At 71.8% G+C, this 23,280-nt stretch carries 18 protein-coding genes; 7 read left to right on the top strand and 11 right to left on the bottom strand.

Annotated features, from left to right (window positions below):
- The first annotated feature begins 2 nt into the window (after window positions 1-2).
- Complete coding sequence (locus ACFV9W_RS12235; RefSeq protein WP_385758596.1) at window positions 3-923, top strand: class I SAM-dependent methyltransferase; 921 nt, start codon at window positions 3-5, stop codon at window positions 921-923.
- Window positions 924-1,002: 79 nt separating this feature from the next.
- Here ACFV9W_RS12235 and ACFV9W_RS12230 read toward each other — a convergent pair whose 3' ends face one another.
- The 6 genes from ACFV9W_RS12230 to ACFV9W_RS12205 form a co-directional block, all read right to left on the bottom strand.
- A complete protein-coding gene (locus ACFV9W_RS12230; protein ID WP_385758594.1) occupies window positions 1,003-1,836 on the bottom strand; it encodes an aldo/keto reductase in 834 nt (277 codons plus the stop codon).
- A 116-nt stretch (window positions 1,837-1,952) separates the two neighbouring features.
- Entirely contained in the window at window positions 1,953-2,684 is a 732-nt protein-coding gene (locus ACFV9W_RS12225) for an ABC transporter ATP-binding protein (protein ID WP_385758592.1), read from the bottom strand.
- Complete coding sequence (locus tag ACFV9W_RS12220) at window positions 2,681-5,347, bottom strand: ATP-binding cassette domain-containing protein (protein ID WP_385758590.1); 2,667 nt, start codon at window positions 5,345-5,347, stop codon at window positions 2,681-2,683. The genes ACFV9W_RS12225 and ACFV9W_RS12220 overlap by 4 nt, the downstream gene beginning before the upstream one ends.
- 22 nt (window positions 5,348-5,369) lie before the next feature.
- Entirely contained in the window at window positions 5,370-6,632 is a 1,263-nt protein-coding gene (locus tag ACFV9W_RS12215) for an ABC transporter substrate-binding protein (RefSeq protein WP_385758587.1), read from the bottom strand.
- Window positions 6,633-6,775: 143 nt separating this feature from the next.
- Window positions 6,776-8,605, bottom strand: coding sequence for an AMP-dependent synthetase/ligase (locus tag ACFV9W_RS12210; RefSeq protein WP_385758585.1), 1,830 nt, complete (start codon window positions 8,603-8,605; stop codon window positions 6,776-6,778).
- Window positions 8,606-8,896: 291 nt separating this feature from the next.
- Window positions 8,897-9,760 (bottom strand): LysR substrate-binding domain-containing protein, encoded by an 864-nt coding sequence (locus tag ACFV9W_RS12205; RefSeq protein ID WP_385758582.1) that lies wholly within the window; start codon window positions 9,758-9,760, stop codon window positions 8,897-8,899.
- A 125-nt stretch (window positions 9,761-9,885) separates the two neighbouring features.
- On the opposite strand from ACFV9W_RS12205, the gene ACFV9W_RS12200 reads away from it, so the two are divergent.
- Window positions 9,886-10,935: a bile acid:sodium symporter family protein gene (locus tag ACFV9W_RS12200; RefSeq protein WP_385758579.1), complete on the top strand. Its 1,050-nt coding sequence runs from the start codon at window positions 9,886-9,888 to the stop codon at window positions 10,933-10,935.
- On the opposite strand, the gene ACFV9W_RS12195 is transcribed toward ACFV9W_RS12200, so the two are convergent.
- From ACFV9W_RS12195 to ACFV9W_RS12185, 3 genes are all read right to left on the bottom strand, one after another.
- Window positions 10,865-12,094: a DUF4185 domain-containing protein gene (locus ACFV9W_RS12195; protein ID WP_385758576.1), complete on the bottom strand. Its 1,230-nt coding sequence runs from the start codon at window positions 12,092-12,094 to the stop codon at window positions 10,865-10,867. The genes ACFV9W_RS12200 and ACFV9W_RS12195 overlap by 71 nt on opposite strands.
- Before the next feature lie 370 nt (window positions 12,095-12,464).
- Window positions 12,465-13,958: an APC family permease gene (locus ACFV9W_RS12190; RefSeq protein ID WP_385758573.1), complete on the bottom strand. Its 1,494-nt coding sequence runs from the start codon at window positions 13,956-13,958 to the stop codon at window positions 12,465-12,467.
- Between the two features lie 47 nt (window positions 13,959-14,005).
- Window positions 14,006-15,487, bottom strand: coding sequence for an aminotransferase class I/II-fold pyridoxal phosphate-dependent enzyme (locus tag ACFV9W_RS12185; RefSeq protein WP_385758570.1), 1,482 nt, complete (start codon window positions 15,485-15,487; stop codon window positions 14,006-14,008).
- An 84-nt stretch (window positions 15,488-15,571) separates the two neighbouring features.
- On the opposite strand from ACFV9W_RS12185, the gene ACFV9W_RS12180 reads away from it, so the two are divergent.
- Window positions 15,572-16,492 (top strand): LysR family transcriptional regulator, encoded by a 921-nt coding sequence (locus ACFV9W_RS12180; RefSeq protein ID WP_385758568.1) that lies wholly within the window; start codon window positions 15,572-15,574, stop codon window positions 16,490-16,492.
- Between the two features lie 2 nt (window positions 16,493-16,494).
- On the opposite strand, the gene ACFV9W_RS12175 is transcribed toward ACFV9W_RS12180, so the two are convergent.
- Both ACFV9W_RS12175 and fdhD read right to left on the bottom strand, forming a co-directional pair.
- The gene (locus ACFV9W_RS12175) at window positions 16,495-18,366 is read right to left on the bottom strand and encodes an exo-alpha-sialidase (RefSeq protein WP_385758565.1); all 1,872 of its coding nucleotides are present in this window, start codon (window positions 18,364-18,366) and stop codon (window positions 16,495-16,497) included.
- Between the two features lie 182 nt (window positions 18,367-18,548).
- Window positions 18,549-19,397: a formate dehydrogenase accessory sulfurtransferase FdhD gene (fdhD, locus tag ACFV9W_RS12170; protein WP_385758563.1), complete on the bottom strand. Its 849-nt coding sequence runs from the start codon at window positions 19,395-19,397 to the stop codon at window positions 18,549-18,551.
- 207 nt (window positions 19,398-19,604) lie between these two features.
- Between fdhD and ACFV9W_RS12165 the strand changes: the two genes are divergently transcribed.
- The 4 genes from ACFV9W_RS12165 to ACFV9W_RS12150 all read left to right on the top strand — a co-directional run bounded on the left by ACFV9W_RS12165 (window position 19,605) and on the right by ACFV9W_RS12150 (window position 23,207).
- Window positions 19,605-20,963, top strand: a complete 1,359-nt coding sequence (locus ACFV9W_RS12165) for an OFA family MFS transporter (protein ID WP_385758561.1) — start codon at window positions 19,605-19,607, stop codon at window positions 20,961-20,963.
- Entirely contained in the window at window positions 20,920-21,066 is a 147-nt protein-coding gene (locus ACFV9W_RS12160) for a hypothetical protein (RefSeq protein WP_385758558.1), read from the top strand. The genes ACFV9W_RS12165 and ACFV9W_RS12160 overlap by 44 nt, the downstream gene beginning before the upstream one ends.
- Window positions 21,067-21,198: 132 nt before the next feature.
- Window positions 21,199-22,146: a beta-ketoacyl-ACP synthase III gene (locus ACFV9W_RS12155; protein ID WP_385758555.1), complete on the top strand. Its 948-nt coding sequence runs from the start codon at window positions 21,199-21,201 to the stop codon at window positions 22,144-22,146.
- A 383-nt stretch (window positions 22,147-22,529) separates the two neighbouring features.
- A complete protein-coding gene (locus ACFV9W_RS12150; protein WP_385758553.1) occupies window positions 22,530-23,207 on the top strand; it encodes a GntR family transcriptional regulator in 678 nt (225 codons plus the stop codon).
- Window positions 23,208-23,280 lie beyond the last annotated feature (73 nt).

Genomic DNA, 23,280 nt, shown 5'->3' with positions numbered 1-23,280 from the left:
ACATGGCACACGGTCACCACCAGCACGAACAGCACGGCGGACCCGGGCACGGTCACGGCAAGCACGGCGGCCACGACCACACGGACATCGACTGGGCCGACATGATCCCCATGCTGGAGCGCAACGCCTCCGTGTACGAGCCGCTGTACACGCAGGCCCTCTCCTGGCTCCGGGACTCCCGCCCGGCCGGCACCGGCCTGATCGTCGACGCGGGCGCGGGCCCCGGCGCCGTCTCGCTGCACCTCGCCGAGGCCTTCCCCGAGGCGCGTGTCATCGCGGCCGACCCGGAGGAGAAGCTGCTCGCCCGCGCCATGGAGCGGTTCGCGGGGCACGGCATCGCCGAGCGCACCGGCACGCTGCGCGTCGAACTCCCGGACGCCATCGACGAGTTGCCGCACGCCGACCTCATCTGGGCGGCCCGCTCCCTGCACCACGTGGGCGACCAGCGGGCCGCGGTCGCCGCGCTCGCGGGGCGGCTCACGCCCGGCGGCACCCTCGCGCTCGTCGAGGGCGGACTGCCGCAGCGCTGCCTGCCGCGCGACTTCGGGCTCGGGAAGCCGGGCCTCCAGGCGCGGGCCGACGCCATCGAGGAGGAGTGGTTCGGCGACATGCGCGCGAACCTGCCGGGCGCCAAGGAGGACACCGAGAACTGGGCGGAGCTCCTCACCGACGCCGGCCTGACGAACGCCGTCAGCCGCACCTTCCTGATCGACCTGCCCGCGCCGCTCTCCGGCGAGGCCCGTGAGACGGTCGTCGACCTGTGGAAGCGCCGCCTGGAGGTGTTCGAGGAGGCCCTGTCGCCCGAGGACACGGCCACGATCGGGCGGCTCATGGACAAGGACGACCCGCAGAGCCTGTACCACCGCGACGACGTCTTCCTGCTGACCGCGCACACCGTGCACACGGCGGTCAAGGCGGCCTGAGCCCGGCGAGCCCGGCTCCCGGGCATACGAAAAGGGGGCCCCGGCGGGGCCCCCTTTCACGTACGAGTACGAGTACGTGTCACGCCACGTCGAACGTCGCCGGGTCCGGGCCGAGCCGCCGGTCCTCGTTGAGCGCGGAGATCGCGCCGAGGTCCTCGGTGTCGAGTTCAAAGCTGAACACGTCGATGTTCTCCTTGATCCGCGAGGGCGTCACGGACTTCGGGATCACGACGTTGCCCAGCTGGACGTGCCAGCGCAGCACGACCTGCGCGGGCGTGCGGCCGTGCTTCTGCGCGATCGCGACGATGGCCGGGACCTCCAGGAGGCCCTTGCCCTGGCCGAGCGGCGACCAGGCCTCGGTCGTGATGCCCAGCTCCGCGTGCCGCTCGCGCGAGGCGCGCTGCTGGAGGTGCGGGTGCAGCTCGATCTGGTTGACCGCCGGGATGACGGAGGTCTCGGCCGTCAGCTTGTCCAGCTGCTCCGGCAGGAAGTTCGAGACGCCGATGGACTTGGCGCGCCCGTCCGCCTGGATCTTCTCGAAGGCCTTGTACGTCTCCGTGGCCAGGCCCTTGGACGGCAGCGGCCAGTGGATCAGGTACAGGTCGACGTAGTCGAGACCCAGCTTGTCCAGCGAGGCGTCGAAGGCGCGGAGCGTGGAGTCGTGGCCCTGGTCGGCGTTCCACAGCTTCGTCGTGACGAACAGCTCCTCGCGGGGGAGGCCGGACGCGGCGATGGCCTTGCCGGTGCCCGTCTCGTTCTCGTAGGCCGCCGCGGTGTCGATGCTGCGGTACCCGGCCTCCAGCGCCGTCGCGACGGCCTTCTCGGCCTCGTCGTCCGGCACCTGCCACACGCCGAAGCCGAGCTGGGGCATCTCGACGCCGTTGTTCAGGATGATCGGGGGAACCTTGCTCACGAGGTGTCGATCCTTTTTCGTCCGGTGATGGGTGACACTGCACAATTCGGTACTCCCATGGTCAACGATCACGGGCGTACGCGCATTCCTGTGGGTGACACCAGCATGACAGTCAGCTATGCGAACTTTGCGCCGGGGGCGTGTGACCCCAGGTACGCCTCGCGTACCCGTGTGTCCGCCCGGATCACCTCCGGCGTCCCCTCGGCGAGCACGGAGCCCAGGTCGAGCACCACGACCCGGGAGCACAGCTCCATCACGAAGGCCACGTTGTGCTCGACGAGCAGCACCGCGCAGCCGTCCCCGGCCAGGCGCCGCACTGTCGCCGCGAGCAGCTCCCGCTCCTGGGCCGTCATGCCGGACGCCGGCTCGTCGAGGAGCAGCACGCGCGGCCGGTCGGCGGCGGCCCGCGCCAGCTCCAGCGTCCGGGCCCGGCCGACCGGCAGCGTCCCCGCGTACGCGGCGGAGAGGTCGTCGAGGCCGCAGTCGCGCAGCAGGCGCAGGGACCGCTCCGGGTTCGCGCCGCCGCGCCGCCACTCCTGCGCGACCAGCAGGTTGTCCGCGACCGTGAGCTGGCCGAACAGCTGCTGGCGCTGGAACGTGCGGCGCATTCCGTGCCGGGCCCGCCAGACGGGGGAACGCCGTGTGATGTCGGCGCCGTCGAGCAGCACCCGGCCCGCGTCGGGCCTGCGGATCCCGGAGACGACGTCGAAGAGCGTCGTCTTGCCCGCGCCGTTCGGCCCGATAAGGCCGCACACCTCGCCGGGCGCGAGCCGCAGGCCCACCCCGTCGAGGGCCCGGACGCCGCCGAAGCGCACACCGATGTTCTCGGCTTCGAGTACGTGCCTCATGAGTGCTCGGCCTCCTTGGTCGCGGCGATGCCGAGGTACGCCTCCGTGAGCCGCTCGGCCTCCACCTTCTCGCGCGGCCCGCACCAGGTGACGCGGCCCTGCGCGAGGTAGGCCACGGTGTCCGCGACGCCGAGGATCTCCGAGGCCTTCTCCTCGACGAGCAGCAGCCCGGTTCCCGCGTCACGGAGCTCGGCGAGCAGCCGGTACACCTCGTCGGCGACGCGCGGCGCGAGGCCGAGCGAGGGCTCGTCGGCGATGAGGACGCGCGGCGGGCGGTGCAGCAGCGCGGCGAGTGCGAGGAGCTGCTGCTCGCCGCCGGAGAGCGAGCCTGCGGTGACGCCGCGCCGGGCGGCGAGCCCGGCGAACCGCTCGTAGACCGCCGACCGGTCGCTCTGGTCCGGGAGCTGGAGCGCCAGGTTCTCGTCGACGGTGAGGGACGGGAAGATGCCGCGGCCCTCCGGTGCGAGCACCACCCCGGCCCGCGCCCGGTGGACCGCGCCCGTGCCGCCCGCCGTGCCCCCGGCGACGTAGACCTCGCCCCGCTGGGGTGACATGAGGCCCGCCGCGACCTTGCACGTGGTCGACTTCCCGGCGCCGTTGGGGCCGAGGAGCGCCACGATCTCGCCGGGGCGGACGGTGAGGTCGACGCCCTGGAGGACGCGGGCGCCGTCGTATCCGGCCTGTACGCCCGCGAGTTGGAGCGCGGCGTCCGGGTCGGGGGCCGCCACGGGCGTGTCGTCGACGACGTCCGCCGTCGCGGTCCTCCTGCGGTGGCGGCGGGCCGGGACCGCCGCGCAGTAGCCGTCCGGATCGTTGGCGAGCGCGAGGCCCGCGAGTCCGAAGAGGATCACCGGGAGCTGCACCGACTCCGTCAGGTAGTCGCTGATGAGGTGCGGTACGACGGCGAAGCCGAGCCCCGCGACCACCGCGAACTGGGGCCGTCGCACGCCCGCCGCGACCACCACGGCGAGCCAGATCAGGCCGGTCATCGCCGTGAAGTCGGTCGCGGTGATGCGGGTGTTGTACGAGGCGTACATGACGCCGCCGAACCCGGCGAGGCCCGCCGAGATCGTGAACAGCAGCAGCTTCGTGCGGATCACGGAGATGCCGGAGGCCATCGCGGCGGCGGGCGCCGAGCGCACGGCGAGCATGGCCCGGCCCGCCCGCGAGCCCCGCAGCGCGCTCAGGCCCGCCACCGCCGCCGTGCACAGCACGACCATGGCGACGCCCATCGCCCGGTCGTCGCCGAGGTCGATCGGTCCCGCGACGGGGCGCGGGATCTCCCAGCCGGTGTCGCCGTTGCGCAACCAGCCGAGCTGGAACAGGACTTGATCCGCGAGGAAGGCGAGCGCGAGGGTCGCGAGGGCCAGCGAACGTCCGCCGAGCCGCAGCGCGGGCAGCGCCACGAGCGCGCCGAGCAGGGCCGCGGCACACGTCCCCGCGAGCGCCGCCCAGATGAACGGCACGCCGTGACTCATCAGCAGTCCCGCGACGAGCGCCGCGCCGGTCACGAACGCGGCCTGCGCGAGCGACACCATCGCGCCGAGCCCGGTGACGACGGTGAACGACAGGAACACGAGGGAGATCGCGAGGCCCTGGGCGAGGATGCCGCTCCAGAACGGCGTCGTCACCGTGTAGAAGGCGACGGCGAGCAGCACGGCCGCCACCGTCCACGGCCCCCAGCGCCGCGGCCACGAACGGCCCGCCAGATAGTCCACCGGTGGTGCGTCGCTCGCCACCGTGCCCGCCGTGCGCTGCCGCCGCGTGAGCAGCAGCAGCCCGGCGAACAGGATCAGGAACGGCACCGCCGTACGGAACCCGGTGATCTTCTCCGCGAACGTGGCGTACCCCGCGACGAGGTTCTGGAGCACGCCGAGCCCGAGCCCGCCCGCGAAGGCGAGCGGGATCGACATGAACCGGCCGAGCACGGCGGCGGTCGCCGACACGAACAGGAACAGCGTGAAGTCGTGCGAGGAGAGCCCGAGCAGGGGAGTGGCGAGCACACCGGCCAGGCCCGCGAGCCCCGAGGACAGCATCCACGCCACCGACGAGAGCCGGTCGGCGCTGATCCCGCGCAGCTCGACGAGCGAGCGGTTGTCGACGGCCGCCCGCAGCTTGAGCCCAAGTGCGGTGTGGCGCAGCAGAATCCACAGGCCGACGGCGACGACGGCGGTCGTCACCCACGTGATCAGCTGGTCCGAGTCGATGCCGACGCCGTCCATCAGCTGCCAGTTCTTCGCCGGACTCGGCCCGACGCCCGGCAGCCCGAACTGGTTCTCCGCGGGCTTGACCGGCGCCCCCGCGTCCTCCAACAGCTCGACGATCCACAGGCCGAGCGCGGGCAGCGCGACGAGCAGCCCGATCGTCGCGACGATCTGCGCGGTCTCGCCGACCCGCGCCAGTTTTCGGAACATCAGCCGGTCCAGCCCCCAGCCGAGGAGGGGAGCCACGACGAGGACGAGCAGCAGCGCCGTCGGCACGGCGGGCCAGCCGAAGCCGGAGTGCAGCTCGTAGAACGCGAGCGCGCACAGATAGGCGGTCGCGCCGTGCGCGAAGTTGAACAGCCCGGAGGCCGAGTAGGAGAGCACGAGGCCCGTGGCGAGCAGCGCGTACAGCGCCCCCGACACGAGCCCGCTCAGCACGAAGGCAAGCAGATCCGGCACGTCAACACCCTTCCCTGTGCTCCTACTTGAAGGGGATCGGCGGATAGCACTTGAACGCGGACGACACCCGGTACGCCCCGTCCTTGAGCTGCGCGAGCGCCCCGCAGCCGAACGACTCGGTGCGCCCGCGCGGCAGCGCGCGGTCGCCGACGAGCGTCCCCGTGTCGGAGAACCCGTTCGCCGCCTTCTGGAACGACGCGACGGTCAGGTCCTTGCCCGCCTTCTTCGCGATGGCGAGGAACAGATCCGCGCTCATGTAGCCCGTCATCATGTGCATGTTGAGGGGGATCTCCTTGCCCCCGGACGCCTTCTCGATGTCGGCCTTGAACTGCTTCATCTCCGGCGTGGAGGCCTCGAACGGCTCGAAGGACAGCAGCACGTGCACGCCGTCGAGCGCCTGCTTCGTCGCCTTCTTGGCGAGCAGCCCGGGGTCGTAGTCCGTGGGGTCGGTGAGCACGCCCTTGTAGCCGGTGCGCTTGACGGCCGTGAACAGGCCGATGTTGTACGGCGTCTGCATCACGGAGACGACCACGTCCGGCGCCTTCCCGCCGTCGCTGCGCAGCAGTTCCTTCGTGTACGCCGACCAGTCGCTCGGCACCGCCGTCGCCGGCACGGTCGCCTTCGCGTAACTGACCTTGTACCCGGCCGACTTGAAGGACTGCTTGTACGTGCGGATGGCGAAGGTGCCCGCGTCGTTGTCGTTGGCGAGGATCGCGACGGACTTGCCCTTGGCGCCGTCCGTGACCTTCTTCAGCCCCTCGGGCCAGGTCTGCGAGATGGTGCCGCCCGGCATCGGCACCATGCAGCCGCCGTAGCCGTAGATGTACGTCGGCCCGCAGAACGAGGGGAGCGTGCCCCAGCCGAACGTCGGCACCTTCTGCTTCTGCAGGAAGTCGGCGCCGGAGAACGTCACCGAACTCATCGGCGAGATCGCGAACACCTTGTCCTGCTGCACGAGTTTGCGGGCCGCCGCGAGGTTCTTCGCCGGGTCCTGGCCGTCGTCCTCCGCGCCCAGGTAGTCGATCGTCCGGCCGTTGATCCCGCCCTCGGCGTTGGCCCGGTCGAAGCGGGCCTTCGCGCCGAGGTCGGTGTCCTTCTTGCTGTAGCCGCTCGACGTCGTCATGGAGACGATGCCGCCCACCTTGATGCTGTCGTCGGTCACACCGCGGACCGAACCCCCGGGCCCGCCGGCGGTGTTGTTCCCGCTGTCGGCGGTGGAGTTGCAGGCGGTGGCGAGCAGGAATGCCGCCACGGTGGCGGTGATGGCGCGGATCGGTCGCGACACGGTCGGTCCCCCTCCGTCGGAGTGAGGGTGATTCTGTGTGCGACCTGACGAACCGTCAATAACTGACGCGTCAGTAGTTGATGACTCGTCAGTTACCGGAGGTTCACGTCACTGGGCCCTTCAAGGGCCGATCGAGGGACCCGTCACAGCGTCCCGTACAGCGCGTCGACCTCCGCCGCGTACGCCTGCTCGATCGCCTTGCGCTTCAGCTTCAGGGACGGCGTGAGCAGGCCGTGCTCCTCGGTGAACTGGTGGGCGAGGATCCGGAACGTACGGATCGACTCGGCCTGCGAGACCAGGGTGTTGGCGGCCACCACCGCGCGCCGCACCTCCGTCTCCAGGTCCGGGTCGCGCACCAGGTCGGCGGGGGACATCGACTGCTTGCCGCGCATGCCGAGCCAGTGGTCGACGGCCTCGGTGTCGAGGGTGACGAGCGCGGCGATGTACGGGCGGTCGTTGCCAACGACGAGGCACTGCGCGATCAGCGGGTGGTCGCGCACCCGCTCCTCCAGCTGCTGCGGCGAGACGCTCTTGCCGCCGGAGGTCACGAGGATCTCCTTCTTGCGGCCCGTGATGGTGAGATAGCCGTCCTCGTCGAGGGAGCCCAGGTCACCGGTGGCGAGCCAGCCGTCGTACAGGGAGGAGTCGGTGGACTTGGGGTCGTTGAGGTAGCCCTGGAAGATGTTGCCGCCGTAGACCCACACCTCACCGTCGTCGGCTATGTGCACGCTGGAGCCGGGTATCGCCTGGCCGACCGTGCCGTAGCGGGTCTGCTCCGGCGGGTTCGCGGTCGCGGCGGCCGTCGACTCGGTGAGGCCGTACCCCTCGAAGATGGAGACGCCCGCGCCCTCGAAGAACAGGCCGAGCTTGCGGTCCATGCCCGAGCCGCCGGAGAACGCGTGCCGCACCCGGCCGCCCATCGCCGCGCGCACCTTGGAGTAGACGAGCTTGTCGAAGACGGAGTGCTGCATGCGCAGCGAGGCGGAGGGGCCAGGCCCCGTGCCGAATGCTTTCGCCTCCTGCGCGTCCGCGTACTTCACGGCGCACTCGATGGCCTTCTCGAACGGCCCGGACTTGCCGTCGTTCTCGGCCTTCCTGCGGGCCGCGTTGAACACCTTCTCGAAGATGTACGGCACGGCGAGGATGAACGTCGGCTTGAACGACTGGAGGTCGGGCATGAGCGCGGACGCCCGCAGCTCCGGCTGGTGGGCCAGCTTCACGCCGCCGCGGACCGCCGCGACCTCCACCATCCGCCCGAAGACGTGGGCGAGCGGCAGGAAGAGCAGGGTGGCGGGCGTGCGGTCGCGCTTGGAGGAGAACACCGGCTCCCAGTACGCGACAACGGTGTCGGCCTCGTACATGAAGTTGCCGTGCGAGATCACACAGCCCTTGGGCCGGCCCGTGGTGCCGGAGGTGTAGATGATCGTGGCCGTCGACTCGGGGGTGATCGCGCGGCGGTGCCGGTGCACCGTCTCGTCGTCGATGTGGGTGCCGGACGCGGTGATCTCGTCGACGGCGCCGCCGTCGAGCTGCCACAGCCGGTGCAGATGGGGCAGCCGCCCGATGACCGTGGCGACGGTCATCGCGTGGTCCTCGTGCTCCACGATCGCCGCCGACACCTCGGAGTCGTACAGCATCCAGAAGACCTGCTCGGCCGAGGACGTCGGGTAGATCGGGACGACCTGGGCGCCGATGGTCCACAGCGCGAAGTCGAACAGCGTCCACTCGTAGCGGGTGCGCGACATGATCGCGACCCGGTCGCCGAACCGGATGCCCTGCGCGAGCAGGCCCTTGGCCAGGGCCATCACCTCGTCGCAGAACTGGGCGGCGGTGATGTCCTGCCACTTGTCGTGCCGGTCCTTGCGGGCCAGTGCTATGTGCCCCGGTGTGTCCAGGGCGTGATCGAACACGGCGTCGGCCAGGCCGCCGACGAGCGGCGCCGACGCCACAGGGGGGTTGGTGAACTCACGCAAAGTTGCTCCTTGTGGCGCTCCGCACAGCGTCGGTGACGGTACCCGACCGGAAGCGCTTACGGGAGTGCCTTCCGTGAGCGGAAGGTGCGCGGAATTTGCACAGGTCAGACGTTTATAACGGGCCACATCGGGTGGAGCTGGGCAGAATACTTACGCCCCAGTAAGTTTCGGGAGCGTAATCTCCCGGCCCTCTTCACGGGCCTCCATTGGATCTGTGCAAAGAGGTCACCGTCGACCGTCCGCCGATTTTTTAGACGGAGTGGTCGGTTCCGGGGGACGGTACCACTGCTCCTAGCGGGCGCTGCGATGCAGCCTGTCCCCGCCCGCCAGGATCGCCTGCGCGAGCGCCCGCGCGGGCTCGCTCTCGTCCCGCGTCGCGCTGCGCACCACGAAGTCGACCTCGCCCAGCTCCGGGAGCCCCACCCGGTCCGGCACCCGTACGAGCCCCGGCGGGATCAGCCCCCGCGAGTGCGCCATCACGCCGAGCCCCGCGCGGGCCGCGGCGACGAGCCCGTTCAGCGAACCGCTCGTGCAGGCGATCCGCCACGCCCGCCCGTGCCGCTCAAGGGCCTCCAGGGCCAGGGCGCGCGAGATCCCCGGCGGCGGATAGACGATCAGCGGGACGGGCCGGTCCTGATCGATACGGAGCCGCTCGGAGCCGATCCACACCAACTGGTCGTGCCACACCGACTCGCCGCGCGGATCCTCCGGGCGCCGCTTCGCGAGCACCAGATCCAGCTTCCCCGCGTCCAGCTGTTCATGCAGCGTCCCCGACAGCTCGACCGTCAACTCCAGGTCCACCTCCGGGTGTTCGGCCCTGAACGACTCCAGGATCTCCGGCAGCCGGGTCACGACGAAGTCCTCCGACGCCCCGAACCTGAGCCGGCCGCGCAGCCGCGTCCCCGTGAAGAACGACGCCGCCTGCTCGTGCACCTCCAGAATTCTGCGGGCGAATCCGAGCATCGCCTCCCCGTCCTCCGTCAGCTCCACGGAGTGCGTGTCCCGCGTGAACAGCGTGCGCCCGGTCGCGTCCTCCAGGCGCCGCACATGCTGGCTCACGGTCGATTGCCGCAGGCCGAGCCGCCGCGCGGCCTGGGTGAAGCTCAGCGTCTGCGCGACGGCGAGCAGGGTCCTGAGCTGTCCGGGGTCGTACATGCCAGGAACCGTACTCCTGCTCATCACGCGGCGCGATCACAGTAAGAGCGGTATGCAGGATTCCCGATCACGATCTCGAGGAGGACGATGGAGAGGGCACGACACGTACCGAGAGCAAGGATCCAATGAAACGCCTGACCTGGCCGAGCTGGATGCCGATCGACCCGTACATCCTGGCGTTGATCGGAACAGTGGGCCTCGCCGCACTGCTCCCGGCCCGCGGAACCGCAGCCGACGTCGCGTCCGGCGCCTCCACCGCCGCCGTCGCCTTCCTCTTCTTCCTCTACGGGGCGCGCCTGTCGACCCGTGAGGCGATGGACGGGCTGCGCCACTGGCGGCTCCACGTCACCGTCCTGGCCTGCACGTTCATCGTGTTCCCGCTGCTCGGCCTCGCGGCCCGCGGCCTGGTCCCCGTACTGCTGCCGCAGAACCTCTTCGAGGGCCTCCTCTTCCTCACCCTCGTCCCCTCCACCATCCAGTCGTCGATCGCGTTCACCTCGATCGCGCGCGGCAACGTCCCCGCGGCGATCTGCGCGGGCTCCTTCTCCTCGCTCGCGGGCATCGTGCTGACGCCGCTGCTCGCGGCGGCGCTGCTCGGCAGCGGTGGCGGCGGCTTCTCCGCCGACTCGCTCGTCAAGATCGTGCTGCAGCTCCTGGTGCCGTTCCTCGCGGGCCAGTTGCTGCGCCGCTGGATCGGCGGCTTCATCGCCCGCCACAAGAAGGTCCTCGGCTACGTCGACCGCGGCTCGATCCTGCTCGTCGTCTACACCGCGTTCAGCGAGGGCATGGTGCAGGGCATCTGGCACCAGGTCAGCGCGGTCCGCCTGGCCGGGCTCCTGGCCGTCGAGGCGGTGCTGCTCGCGATCATGCTGGCGGTCACCTGGTACGGCGCGAAGGCGCTCGGCTTCAACCGGGCCGACCGTGTCGCCATCCAGTTCGCGGGCTCGAAGAAGTCCCTCGCCTCCGGACTCCCCATGGCGAGTGTCCTCTTCGGCGCGCACGCCTCGCTGGCCGTGCTGCCGCTGATGCTCTTCCACCAGATGCAGCTGATGGTGTGCGCGGTCATCGCCAAGCGCCGCTCCCGGGACCCCGAGGAACCGGAGCTCAGCGAGCCGCTGGAGGCCCCAGCCGAAGAGACACGAACCGCGGTCGGTACAGCGACACGTTCCGGCTGAGCTGCGCCTGCGCGGCGGCGGGCGCGGCGTCCAGCCAGTTGACGTCATAGCTCAGGACGAGCCGCCCGCCGCCGGACAGCTCCGGGTGCGCCTGCGGGTTGTACGCCGTCGCGCGCGAGGGCGTCGCGCCGTCGCGGGGGAGCGGCGGCGTGAACGCCTTCGCGGGCCCGTGCCAGGGCCCGGTCGGCGAACACGCCCAGTACGAGGTGATCTCCGTCAGCCCCCGCGCGCCCGCCGCCGTCGTGAACAGGACGTACGTGCCGGCGTCCCGCACCACCGTGAAGGCGGTGCCCACGCCGCGGCGCCTGTCGTCGCCCAGGACCGGCGCGGCGCGCGTGCCCCACCGCTTCCCGTCCCAGTACCGCCACGCCCGTACGTCCCCGAGCCGGCCGGCCGGCACCCGCGCCACGTACGCGCGATGCGTCGCCCGCTGCCCGTCATCGGCGCCGAACACATAGGTCCAGCCCTGGTGGTCCACCGCCGTCGTCCCGTACAGCACGCGCCGCGCCGGATCCCGCACCTGCCGCTGGTCGAGGACCTGCGTGATCCCTTCGAGGCGCAGGTCCGGCAGCGACAGGGTGGCCACCTCGGTCGCGTTCGGCACGCCGTAGACATACGCCCCCGTGCCCTGCGCCCGCGTCCACAGCAGCACCCGTACGACCTGCCTGCCGCCGCTCTCCTCGACGCGCGCGGCGACCGGCCAGCGCCACTCGCCCGCGGCGGTGTCCGGGAACAGGGGAGCGGTGAGCGTGCGGTCCAGGGCTCCCGAACGGTCCGTCACCACCGCGGAGTTGCGGACGAACGGCGCGTCCGAGCTCCGCCAGGGGTGCGGCTGCCCGGCCGGGTTCGGCGGCTGGTTCACGGCGCCGAGGAACGTGTCGGAGAACAGCCACAACAACCGCCCGTCCGGCAACCGCACGGAGTGCGTCCCGTCGCCACCGGTCCAGTCGTCGAGCCGGGAGGCGTCGTCCCCGTACCGGGCGAACGAGCCGGTGAGCCGGTTCTCCGCGGACCACGAGGCGACTTCGCGGGGCCCACAACGCGGATCGCCCTCCCGGCCGGGGAGGGCGACGAGCGTGACGAGTACGAGGAGGAGAGCGGCAAGCAGCACGAACAGCGGCCCCCGCCGACCGCGCCGCGCCACCGCTTGCTGCTGCATGCGGGTTGACGTTAACGCCCCGGCCGTCGTTGGTCCACGACGCGACCACGGGGCGGAGGCCACCCGCGGGCGCACCCTGCACCGGGCGCCGCCTTGCCCACCCTGCCGCCCAAGGCGGCAGATTGCCCAAGGTGGTGGCCTATCGCCCGGGGGCGGTGAGCCGGTTCGGCGGCAGGTCGGCCCTCGCGGGTGCGGTACCCCGTGAGGGCCGACGCCCCCGGAGGGGGCGGGTGGGTGGGAGATGGGCGGGCAGATCGAGCCTGCCTTACGGACGAGAGTCTCCGGTGCGGCAAAATCAAGTCCCGCTCTTGGACGAGAGCCCACGGGGGTCCGGGGCGGAGCCCCGTTGCGTTGACCCCGTGGGGCCGGTTCACGGGCCGGTACGGGACCCCGCGTCGACCGCTTCCGAAGCGGCGGTCCGCGACGGGCCGCCCAGCCGCGAATGATGCCGCCCATACCGGAGGTACAGCACCGCGGCCCCCGCCAGCCACACCGCGAACAACACGTACGTCGACGCGTGCAGCCCGTACAGCAGGTACGCGCACGCCGCGAGGCTCAGCACCGGTGTCACCGGATACCCCGGCACCCGGAACCCCCGCGGCAGCGCCGGCTGGGTGCGGCGCAGCACCATCACGCCCACCGAGACCACGGCGAACGCCACGAGCGTGCCCATGCTGGTGAGGTCGGCGAGGACGTCGAGCGGGACGAACGCGGCGAGCGCCGTGATGCCCGCGCACACCACGACCGTGTTCCGTACGGGCGTCCTGGTGCGCGGCGACACCTTCGCGAACAGCGGCGGCAGCAGCCCGTCGCGGCCCATCGAGTACAGGATGCGGGTCTGCCCGTAGATCGACACGAGCGTGACGCTGAAGATGGAGATCACGGCGCCGCCCGCGAACACGAGCGCGGGCCAGTGCGCGCCGGTGACCCGCTCCAGGATCTGCGCGAGCCCGGCCTCCTGCCCGCTGAACGAGGTCCACGACTGCGCGCCGAGCGCGGTCACCGCGACCGCCAGGTACAGCGCGGTGACCACGCCGAGCGAGAGCAGCAGCGCGAGCGGCACCGTGCGCCGCGGATTGCGCACCTCCTCGCCCGCCGTGGAGATCGCGTCGAGCCCGATGAACGAGAAGAAGATCCCGGACGCCGCCGTGCCGACCCCGGCGATCCCCAGCGGCAGGAACGGATGCAGCCGGTCCGCCTCGAACCCGGTCAGCGCCACCCCCACGAACAGCAGCAGCACGAGCACCTTCACGGCCACCATCACCGCGTTCACGACCGCCGACTCGCGCGCCCCGCGCACCAGGAGCAGACAGCACAGCCCGACCAGGACCACGGCCGGCAGATTGATCACGCCGCCGCTGCCGGGCGCCGCCGACAGGGCGTCCGGCAGCCGCACGCCGAACAGCAGGTCCGTGAACAGGTTGAGGTACTCGCCCCAGCTGACGGCGGTCGCCGAGGCCGCGACCCCGTACTCCAGGAGCAGACACGCGCCGACCGCGAAGGCGACGCCCTCGCCGAGCGTCGCGTACGCGTAGGAGTACGAGGACCCGGAGACCGGGATCGCGGATGCCAACTCGCAGTAGCAGAGCGCAGTCAGGCCTGCGGCGATCGCGACGACCACGAAAGAGAGCAGTACGGCGGGGCCCGCCTGCGGCACCGACGTGGTCAGTACGAAGAAGATGCCGGTGCCGACGGTGCAGCTGATGCCGAGCGCGGCCAACTGCCAAAGCCCGATGGAACGTTGGAGCTGCGCGCCGCCCTCGGCGCCTTCGGTGCCGCCGCTCGCACCGCTTTCGGCGAGCAGGTCCGCCACCGGCTTCTTGCGCAGGGCGACGGCGAGCAGGGGTGGTCGGTCTGGGGCCACGGGCACATCCTTGGGCTCGGTGGAACGAACGGGCAGTGGGTGGGTGGTCAGTCGGTGACGCGGAGGGTGGTCACGGCCGGGTCGGGAGCCCCGCGCACATGGCCGCCGGGGGCCCGCGCGGTCTCCTGGAAGAAGGCGACGTGCTCGGCGGTGAGCACCTCGCCGGGCAGCACGTTCGGGATGCCTGGCGGATACGCCGCCAGGGTGTCGGCCGAGACCCGTCCGACGGCTTCGGCGGCGGGCACGAGGCGGCTCGGGCCGAGGAACGCCTCGCGCACGGTGGTGCGGACGGGGCCGGGCGCGGGAAGCCGTAGGGCACTCAACTCGCGGGCGGGGCCGGTCAGTTCGGGCAGTGCGTGCAGCGCCTCCACGAACCGTTCCGCGTCCGGTGTGCTGCCCGCGCCGACGACCGCGACGATCGCCGACGCGGTGGCGACCTCGACGTGGACGCGGTGCTCGCGCAGCAGCCGGCGGCGCGCCTCGTGCCCCGGCACGCCCCCGGCGCGGGTGCCGATGGCGATCCGCAGCGGATCCACGCCGACGACATCGGGGAAGGCACCCGTGAACGCGTCGCTCACCACCGGGAAGCGGCCCTCCGCGCGGATCCGGTCACGGATCTTGTCGGCGCACTCCACGGATTCGAGGACCCGCCCGGGTTCGGCCGCGAGGGACTGCCGGGCGAGGTCGAGCGAGGCAAGCAGCAGGGCGGAGGCGCTGGTGGACTGCGTCAGGTGGAACACCCGCTGCACCAGCGGCTCCAGCGTGGCGCGGAACGGCCCCTCGCCGAGGTGCAGCATCGCCGCCTGCGTCAGACTGCCCGCCAGCTTGTGCGTGCTGGAGACCACCAGGTCGGCGCCGAGCGACAGTGCGTTCGCCGGGACGGCGGGGTGGAAGCCGAAGTGGCTGCCCCACGCCTCGTCGACGATCAGCGGCACCCCGGCGGCGTGCGCCACGTCCGCGAGCGCCCGCACATCGGCGACGGCGCCGAAGTAGCTGGGTGTCACCACGTACGCGGCGGCCGCGTCCGGCGCCTCGGCGAGCGCCCGCTCCAGGTCGGCCGCCGTCACCCCGTGCGCGATGCCCAGGCCGTGGTCCACGGACGGCTGCACGAAGTGCGCCCGCATCCCGGACAGGACGAGGGAGTCGACGACGCTGGAGTGGACGCTGCGCTGCACCACCAGCGTCTCGCCCAGCGAGCGCGCCACGAGCCCCGCGATCCGGTTGCCCTGCGAGGCGCCGTTCGTCAGGAACCAGGTCCGCGCGGCGCCCCAGGCGTCGGCGGCCAGGGCGAGCGCCTCGTCCATGGGAGTCGGCGCGGGCCCGAGGTCGAGCCCGTCGAGCAGCGGCGGGAAGTCCATCCGCAGCACGTCCGCGCCGAAGGTGTCCGCGAGCCGCGGGAAGCGCTCGGGCTGCGCGGCGTGGCCCGGCACGTTCAGCCGCAGCCAGTCGTCCGCCGCACTCGCGCGGACGGCGTCGGCGTAGGGCGCCCGGCCGTGGTCTTCGGGGTCGTAAGCCAGTTCTCGTGTCACGCCGCCGACCCTGGCAGCCGGAAACGATCAAGAGAACAGAAGAATTTCTTGTAAGGGGGCAGATTTCATCAATAACCTGTGGCGGTGTTGGATCTTCGTCACCTTTACGTCCTGCGTGCGATCGCCCAAGAAGGATCGCTCGCCGGCGCCGCGCGCTCGCTGCACTACAGCCAGCCCACCGTCACCCACCATCTGGCCACGCTGGAGGGGCACTTCGGGGCCCGGCTCGTCGAGCGCGGACCGCGCGGTGCCACGCTGACCGAGGTCGGCCGCACCCTGCTGCCGCACGCGGACGCGGTGGTGCGGCGGCTCGGCCGGGCCGAGGACGAGGTGCGGACGCTGCTCGGTGGCTCCGAGACGGTCCTGCGGGTCGGCGCGTTCCCGACCGCGAGCGCGCTGCTGCTGCCGCGTGCGGTCCGCCAGATCGCCGAACAGGGCGTCACCTTCGACCTGACGGAGGGGGAACTCCCGGCGCTGCTCGACCTGTTGCGCCACGACGAGCTGCACGTCGCCCTCGTCTTCACCCAGCCCGACGACCCGCTCACCCTGGACGACGGCATCACGCTCCAGCCCGTCCTCGACGACCCGCTCGACCTCGTGCTGCCCCCGGACCACCCCTGCGCGCGCCTCGACCGGGTGCCGCTCGGGGCGCTGCGCGAGGAGCCGTGGATCGTCGGCACCACCGCCTGGGACCCCTGCGACCGGCAGCTCGACCGGGCCTGCGGCGAGGCGGGCTACCGGCCGCTGACCGCGCTGCGCTCCGACGACTACGGCGTCATCCAGGGACATGTCGCGGCGGGCGCGGGCGTCGCCCTGGTGCCCCGGCTCGCCCTGAACTCGCCGCGCGCCGACATCGTCGTACGCCCCGTCGCCGGCGCCCGCCTCGCCCGCCGGATCTCCGCCGCGACCGTCGGGCCGCCCCGCAGGCGCGGTGCGCACGACCTGGTGGCGGCCGTGCGCACGCAGGCCGACCGGATCGCGGCGGACTGGCGGGAGGCGGCCTGAGGTCAGCCGCCCCGGACCCGGTCGAGCGGCAGCCACAGCACGTCGTCGCCCGACGAGCCGACGCGGACGTCGGCGAGGGCCCCGGTGAAGTACGCCCGGCTGTCCATGCGCTGCCCGATGTGCACACCGAACGGCGAGTTCCGGCTCACCGACCCGGGCGCGTCGGCGGCGGCGCCGACCTCCTCGCCGTCGACGGAGAGCGTCAACCGCCCGTCCGCGCGGCGGAGTTGGAGCCGATGCCAGGCGCCGTCGTTGTACGCGGACGTGGACCGCACCGTCACGGTCCTGGGGGCCGCGGCGCCGTCCCGTACGGTGATCAGCCCGGTGATCCGGTTCGATGCGGGCTCGGCGCGCAGCGTCACCTGCGGCTGCGAGGCGCCGATGCCGCCAAGGGAGAGCAGCGGCTGCTCACCGCCCGTCGCGTCGTACCGGAACCTCAGTGACGCGGTGAACTCCCGTGTGTCCAGGCGCAGTCGGTCGCGGTAGGGCATGCGTACGGCGTCGTCGGTGCCGTCGAAGGAGAGCGCCCGGCCGCTCGGCCCGTCCGTTTCGGCGGGGCCGCCGAGCACGGCCGCGTCGCGGCTGCCCGACGCCCGGTCGTCCGTCGTCGGATCGGGGCCGCGCCGCTTCTTCAGCCAGTCGGGCGTGAACCGGGCGAAGCGGATCTCGTCGTGGGCGTTCACGGCGCCGCCCTCGTACAGCAGCCCCACGTGGTCGCGGTCCGCCTGCACCAGGTCCGAGTAGCCCGCCCAGTCCGTGCTCACGACGGTGCCCCGGTCGTAGCTCTCCCAGGTGTGCCCGCCGTCGTACGAGGAGCGGACCATCATGGTGCGCCGCCGGTCGGGGTCGCCGGGGCAGGCGAGCAGCAGGCGTTCGCCGTCCTTGCCCACGGGCAGCAGCGAGCCCTGGACCTGCGGGACGTAGAGGTCCGGGAGCGCGGAGAACGGGCGGGCGAAGGAGTCGCCGCCGTCCCGGCTGACGGCGTGCGTGCGGTGTCCGGGGTCGGTGCCGTCCTGCTCGCGCCCGCTGACGTAGACCGTCCCGTCGGGCCGCTCGGTGAGCGCCATCTCGGAGGGCTTCTGCCGGAACGTGCCATCCTCGGCGACCGGCCAGGAGTCCTTCGCGCCGATCCGCCAGTGCCGGCCGCCGTCGTCGCTGACCACGAGCGCCGCGTGGTTCGCGGTCACCCTCCCCCAGCCTCCGGCCGGGGGGACCCCCCTCTCGCTTCGCTCGCCGTTCCAGGTCTCGGCGTTGACCGCGAACACGAGGCGGCCGCGGTGCGGCCCCCGGGTCAGCTGGATGCCGTGCGAGGGCCCGGTCGCGTACCAGGAGTTGAAGTCGTCGGGCAGCAGTTCGTCGCTCAGGTCGCGCGGCCGCGACCAGGTGCGGCCGTCGTCGTCGCTGTGCTGCATGTGCGGGGTGCGGTCGCACGGCACGTCGCAGTTCTTGCCGTCCGTGCGGCCCGTGTTGTACGTCTCCGCCAGCAGGATGCGGCCCGTCCTGCGGTCCACGACGGGCGAGGGATTGCCGTGGGTGTCACCGGCGCCCTCGTTGACGACCTGGAGCGGCGACCAGGTCCGGCCGCCGTCCTCGGACCGCTTGACGACGATGTCTATGTCGCCCGCGTCGGTGCAGTCGTTCTTGCGCCCCTCGGCGAATGCGAGGAGGGTGCCGCGCACCGTCCTCACGATGGACGGGATCCGGTAGCAGGCGTACCCGGGATCCTGTGAGGCCTTGAACAGCACCTGCTGCTCGAACGAGGGCTGGGAGTTCGAAGCGGCCCGTGCGGAGGCCGGAACGGGGAGTGCGGCGATGACCGCGAGCGCGGCCACCACCAGGGATCTCGGACCGGTGCGAACGGATCTTCTGTGCATGGCGCGACCACCCCTTCGGGTCGTCCGGCTGCCCGGACATCGGACGTCCTACGTCCTACGTGTGCGGGGCAGACGCTACGTGGGCGTTCCCGCGCCTCACAAGAACCGCGACGACGACCGCGTGTCAGGGCGCGAGCGCGACCTCCCCGCGGCCGGGACCGAAAGGGGGGAAGGGAGCCTGGTCAGGCCTGTGCGACCGCGCTCTCCAGGGCGATCCGGTCCTCGCCCGCGTACACGTTCATGGAGCTGCCCCGCAGGAAGCCGATCAGGGTCAGGCCCGACTCGGCCGCGAGGTCCACCGCGAGGGACGACGGCGCCGACACCGCCGCGAGCACCGGGATGCCCGCCATCACGGCCTTCTGGGCCAGCTCGAACGAGGCGCGGCCCGAGACCATCAGGATCGAGCGGGACAGCGGCAGCTCCCCGTTCTGCAGGGCCCGGCCGACGAGCTTGTCGACCGCGTTGTGCCGCCCCACGTCCTCCCGGATGTCGACGAGCTCGCCCTCCTCGTCGAAGAGCGCCGCCGCGTGCAGGCCCCCGGTCCGGTCGAAGACCCGCTGGGCCTCACGCAGCCGGTCGGGGAGCGAGGCGAGCAGCTCGGGCGTCAGCCGGACCGGGGGAGTGTCGGCGATGGGGAAGCGGGCCGTGGTGCGCACCGCGTCGAGGCTCGCCTTGCCGCACAGGCCGCAGGACGAGGTCGTGTAGACGTTGCGCTCCAGGGTGATGTCGGGCAGCTCGACGCCGGGCGTCGTCCGCACGTCCACCACGTTGTAGGTGTTGCTGCCGTCCTCCGTGGCGCCCGCGCAGTACACGATGTTCTGCAGGTCGGCGTCCGTGGCCAGGACGCCCTCGCTGACCAGGAAGCCGGCCGCGAGCGGGAAGTCGTCGCCCGGGGTGCGCATGGTGATGGCGAGCGGCTTGCCGTTCAGCCGGATCTCCAGCGGTTCCTCGGCGACGAGGGTGTCGGGACGCGTGGAGACGTGTCCGTCCCTTATCCGGAGCACCTTGCGTCGTTCCGTGACTCGTCCCATGTCCCGATACGTCCTCATCGCTGCTGGTGGTGGTGGCCGGTGTGCGCGAGCTCCCATTCTCCTGCACCGGGGCCCGCCGGTCGGCTCCGGCCTCCTGCCGCCACTGGGCGGGATATTGCCTACAGTATGGAAGTGGCCGCACAGTTCGACAAGGGAGTGGACAAAGGGGCTTCCCAACAGCCTTGTGACTGCCTACCGTTCGGGATCATGAAGCCCCCCGTCGCACCGGTCGGCTGGAGCCGCTGGCTCGTACCCCCGGCCGCGCTCGCCGTCCATCTCTCCATCGGCCAGGCCTACGCCTGGAGCGTCTTCAAGCCGCCCTTGGAGTCGGCGCTGGGGCTGAGCGGCACGCAGAGCGCGCTGCCGTTCCAGCTCGGCATCGTGATGCTCGGTCTGTCGGCGGCCTTCGGCGGCACGCTCGTCGAGCGCAACGGGCCGCGCTGGGCGATGACCGTCGCGCTCGTCTGCTTCTCCTCCGGCTTCCTGCTCTCCTCGCTGGGCGCCGCCACGGAGCAGTACTGGCTGATCGTGTTCGGATACGGCTTCGTCGGCGGCATCGGCCTCGGCATCGGCTACATCTCGCCCGTCTCCACGCTGATCAAGTGGTTCCCCGACCGGCCCGGCATGGCCACCGGCATCGCGATCATGGGCTTCGGCGGCGGCGCGCTCATCGCGTCGCCGTGGAGCGCCCAGATGCTGGAGTCCTTCGGCGCGGACAGCGGCGGCATCGCGCTCGCGTTCCTGGTGCACGGGCTCGCGTACGCGGTGTTCATGACGCTCGGCGTGCTGCTGATCCGGGTGCCGCGGCAGAAGGCCGAGGTCCAGCAGGGCGGGCGCGCCGAGGAGGCGGCCCTCAGCGGCCCCCAGGTCTCCGCGAAGCAGGCGATCCGCACGCCCCAGTTCTGGTGCCTGTGGGTCGTCCTGACCATGAACGTGACCGCGGGCATCGGCATCCTGGAGAAGGCCGCGCCGATGATCACGGACTTCTTCGCCGACACCAGCACCCCGGTGTCCGTGTCGGCCGCCGCGGGCTTCGTGGCGCTGCTGTCCGCCGCGAACATGGCGGGCCGCATCGGCTGGTCCTCCACCTCCGACCTCATCGGCCGCAAGAACATCTACCGCGTCTACCTCGGCGTGGGCGCCCTGATGTACCTGTTCATCGTCCTGTGGGGCGACTCCTCGAAGCCCCTCTTCGTGCTGTGCGCCCTCGTGATCCTCTCCTTCTACGGGGGCGGCTTCGCGACGATCCCCGCGTATCTGAAGGACCTCTTCGGCACCTACCAGGTCGGCGCCATCCACGGCCGGCTGCTCACCGCCTGGTCCACGGCGGGCGTCCTCGGCCCGCTGATCGTCAACTGGGTCGCCGACAGCCAGGAGAGCGCGGGCAAGCACGGCGCCAATCTGTACGGCCTCTCGCTCATGATCATGATCGGGCTGCTCGTCGTCGGCTTCGTCGCCAATGAACTGGTACGTCCCGTGCACGCCCGCCACCACGTAGTCCCCGCCCCCAGGGAGTCCGCAGATGACATCGACACCGCCGCCGCAGACCGCAAGGAGCGCGCCTGAGCGGCGCGGCCTGATCGCCTTCTCCTGGCTCTGGGTCGGGCTGCCGCTCGCCTACGGGGTGTACGAACTGGTGCAAAAGGCCACACAGCTGTTCACCGGGTGAATGTCCGTAACCGGCCTGGCGGCTCCATCAGAACTCTCCAAGTGAAACGGCACTTTCCTGTCACTGGCCGCCACCCGTTACTCGTGAGTCGCTGACCAGACTGGAGGATCCGCAGCTCACGAGGGGGCCTCCATGGTCGGTTCGCGCATTGTCGGCATCGGGCACCACCAGCCCGCCAGGATCCTCACCAACGAGGAACTGGCCGAAATGGTGGACACCAATGACGAGTGGATCCGCAGTCGCGTCGGCATCCGCACCCGGCACATCGCCGGCCCCGACGAGCCCGTCGACGAGCTCGCCGCACACGCCGCCGCCAAGGCGCTGGCCGCCGCGGGTCTGACCGCGGCCGACATCGACCTGGTCGTCGTCGCGACCTCCACGGCCGTGGACCGCTCCCCGAACATGGCGGCCCGCGTCGCCCACCGGCTCGGCGTGCCGTCCCCGGCCGCGCTCGACCTGAACGTCGTGTGCGCGGGCTTCACGCACGCCCTCGCCACCGCCGACCACACGCTGCGCGCCGGGGCCGCGACGCGCGCGCTGGTCATCGGCGCCGACAAGATGTCCGCCGTCACCGACTGGACCGACCGCTCGACGTGCGTCCTGGTCGGGGACGGGGCGGGCGCCGTGGTCGTCGAGCCCTGCGCCGAGGGCGAGGAGCCGGGGATCGGCCCCGTCCTGTGGGGCTCGGTGCCCGAGATGGGCGACGCCGTGCGCATCGAGGGCGAACCGGCCCGCTTCGCGCAGGAGGGCCAGTCCGTCTACCGCTGGGCCACCCGCTCGCTGCCGCCACTGGCCCGCGAGGCCTGCGCGAAGGCGGGGCTCGACCCGGCGGACCTCGCCGCGGTCGTCCTCCACCAGGCCAACCTGCGCATCATCGAACCCCTCGCGGAGAAGATCGGCGCCGTCAATGCGGTCATCGCCCGGGACGTCGTCGACTCCGGCAACACCTCGGCCGCGAGCGTGCCGCTCGCCCTGTCGAAGCTGGTCGAGCGCGGCGAACTGGTCAGCGGGGCGCCCGCGTTGCTCTTCGGCTTCGGCGGCAACCTCTCGTACGCGGGCCTGGTCGTGCGCTGCCCGTGACCCGGCCGCGTACCTCCGGCATACAGAATGTGACGAGGTCAACTCGCTCTAGGGCCCTTCTGACGGATCAGGCTGGAAACGGACGGCGTCCACTGACGGTGCCGGTGAGCGGGGTCTGGTGCGTGCGGCTGCAAGGCGGAGGAGGGCGTCAACGCGAAGGGGGCACCTCCCGCCCGAGCCTGGCGGAGCCTGGTTCGAGGGTGGGGGAGTTGGCAACCGACGACAACGCAGCAGATGTGCGTGCCAGACCCCGCGACTCCAGCAGGATCCGTCAGAAGGGCCCTAGCCGTGGCGATTGCGCTCGGTAAACTGTATTCCAAAGCCAATCCGGCAGACGTCGGAGCCGGTGTGCCGGATGCTCGAAGCCCAGGAGGGGGACCGCGATGTTGTCCACAGGACTGCCGCAGGGGGCGGTGCCCAAGCTGGAGCGCCCAGGACCGCTGCGCGAGCGGGTCTACGAGGCGCTGCTCGAACTGATCACGACGCGGGCCCTGCGCCCCGGCCAGCACCTGGTCGAGAGCGAGCTCGCCGGCCACCTCGGGGTCTCCCGGCAGCCGGTGCGCGAGGCGCTGCAGCGGCTGAACACCGAGGGCTGGGTGGACCTGCGTCCCGCGCAGGGCGCGTTCGTGCACGAGCCGACCGAGGAGGAGGCCGACCAACTCCTCAGCGTCCGTACGCTGTTGGAGGCCGAGGCCGCCCGGCTCGCGGCGGCCAACGCGGGCAAGACCGGCATCGCCGAGCTGGAGGCGCTGTGCGCCAAGGGCGAGCAGGCCGTCGCCGACGAGGACGTGGACCTGGTCGTCGCGACGAACGCGGAGTTCCACGCCAAGGTCATGGAACTCGCGGGCAACGTCGTCCTCGGTGAGCTCGCGGGCCAGGTCGACCGCCGGGTGCGCTGGTACTACCAGCCCGTCGCCAGGCAGCGCGGCGAGCAGTCCTGGATCGAGCACCGGCAGTTGATCGCCGCGATCTCCGCGCGAGACGAGGCGAAGGCCACGGCCGTGATGCGCACGCACACCGAGCACACCCGTGAGACGTACCACCACCGCGACGAGGCCTGACACCGGCGGCAGTTCGCCGTTCCCGGTGATCCGCCCCCGTACCTCCTACGTCTAGGCTGCTCGCGGGGACCGT

The sequence above is a fragment of the Streptomyces sp. NPDC059897 genome (assembly GCF_042730865.1).
Taxonomy (GTDB): domain Bacteria; phylum Actinomycetota; class Actinomycetes; order Streptomycetales; family Streptomycetaceae; genus Streptomyces.
Note: the sequence above shows the minus strand (reverse complement) of the source record. Positions and strands in the feature narration are given on the sequence as shown.

What these genes read in the sequence shown, in the direction of transcription:
- fdhD (WP_385758563.1), bottom strand. Translation starts at nt 19,397, where the DNA reads ATGGGACGAGTCACGGAACGACGCAAGGTGCTCCGGATAAGGGACGGA.
- ACFV9W_RS12225 (WP_385758592.1), bottom strand. Translation starts at nt 2,684, where the DNA reads ATGAGGCACGTACTCGAAGCCGAGAACATCGGTGTGCGCTTCGGCGGC.
- ACFV9W_RS12195 (WP_385758576.1), bottom strand. Translation starts at nt 12,094, where the DNA reads ATGCAGCAGCAAGCGGTGGCGCGGCGCGGTCGGCGGGGGCCGCTGTTC.
- ACFV9W_RS12175 (WP_385758565.1), bottom strand. Translation starts at nt 18,366, where the DNA reads ATGCACAGAAGATCCGTTCGCACCGGTCCGAGATCCCTGGTGGTGGCC.
- ACFV9W_RS12160 (WP_385758558.1), top strand. Translation starts at nt 20,920, where the DNA reads ATGACATCGACACCGCCGCCGCAGACCGCAAGGAGCGCGCCTGAGCGG.
- ACFV9W_RS12235 (WP_385758596.1), top strand. Translation starts at nt 3, where the DNA reads ATGGCACACGGTCACCACCAGCACGAACAGCACGGCGGACCCGGGCAC.
- ACFV9W_RS12205 (WP_385758582.1), bottom strand. Translation starts at nt 9,760, where the DNA reads ATGTACGACCCCGGACAGCTCAGGACCCTGCTCGCCGTCGCGCAGACG.
- ACFV9W_RS12150 (WP_385758553.1), top strand. Translation starts at nt 22,530, where the DNA reads ATGTTGTCCACAGGACTGCCGCAGGGGGCGGTGCCCAAGCTGGAGCGC.
- ACFV9W_RS12200 (WP_385758579.1), top strand. Translation starts at nt 9,886, where the DNA reads ATGAAACGCCTGACCTGGCCGAGCTGGATGCCGATCGACCCGTACATC.
- ACFV9W_RS12155 (WP_385758555.1), top strand. Translation starts at nt 21,199, where the DNA reads ATGGTCGGTTCGCGCATTGTCGGCATCGGGCACCACCAGCCCGCCAGG.
- ACFV9W_RS12165 (WP_385758561.1), top strand. Translation starts at nt 19,605, where the DNA reads ATGAAGCCCCCCGTCGCACCGGTCGGCTGGAGCCGCTGGCTCGTACCC.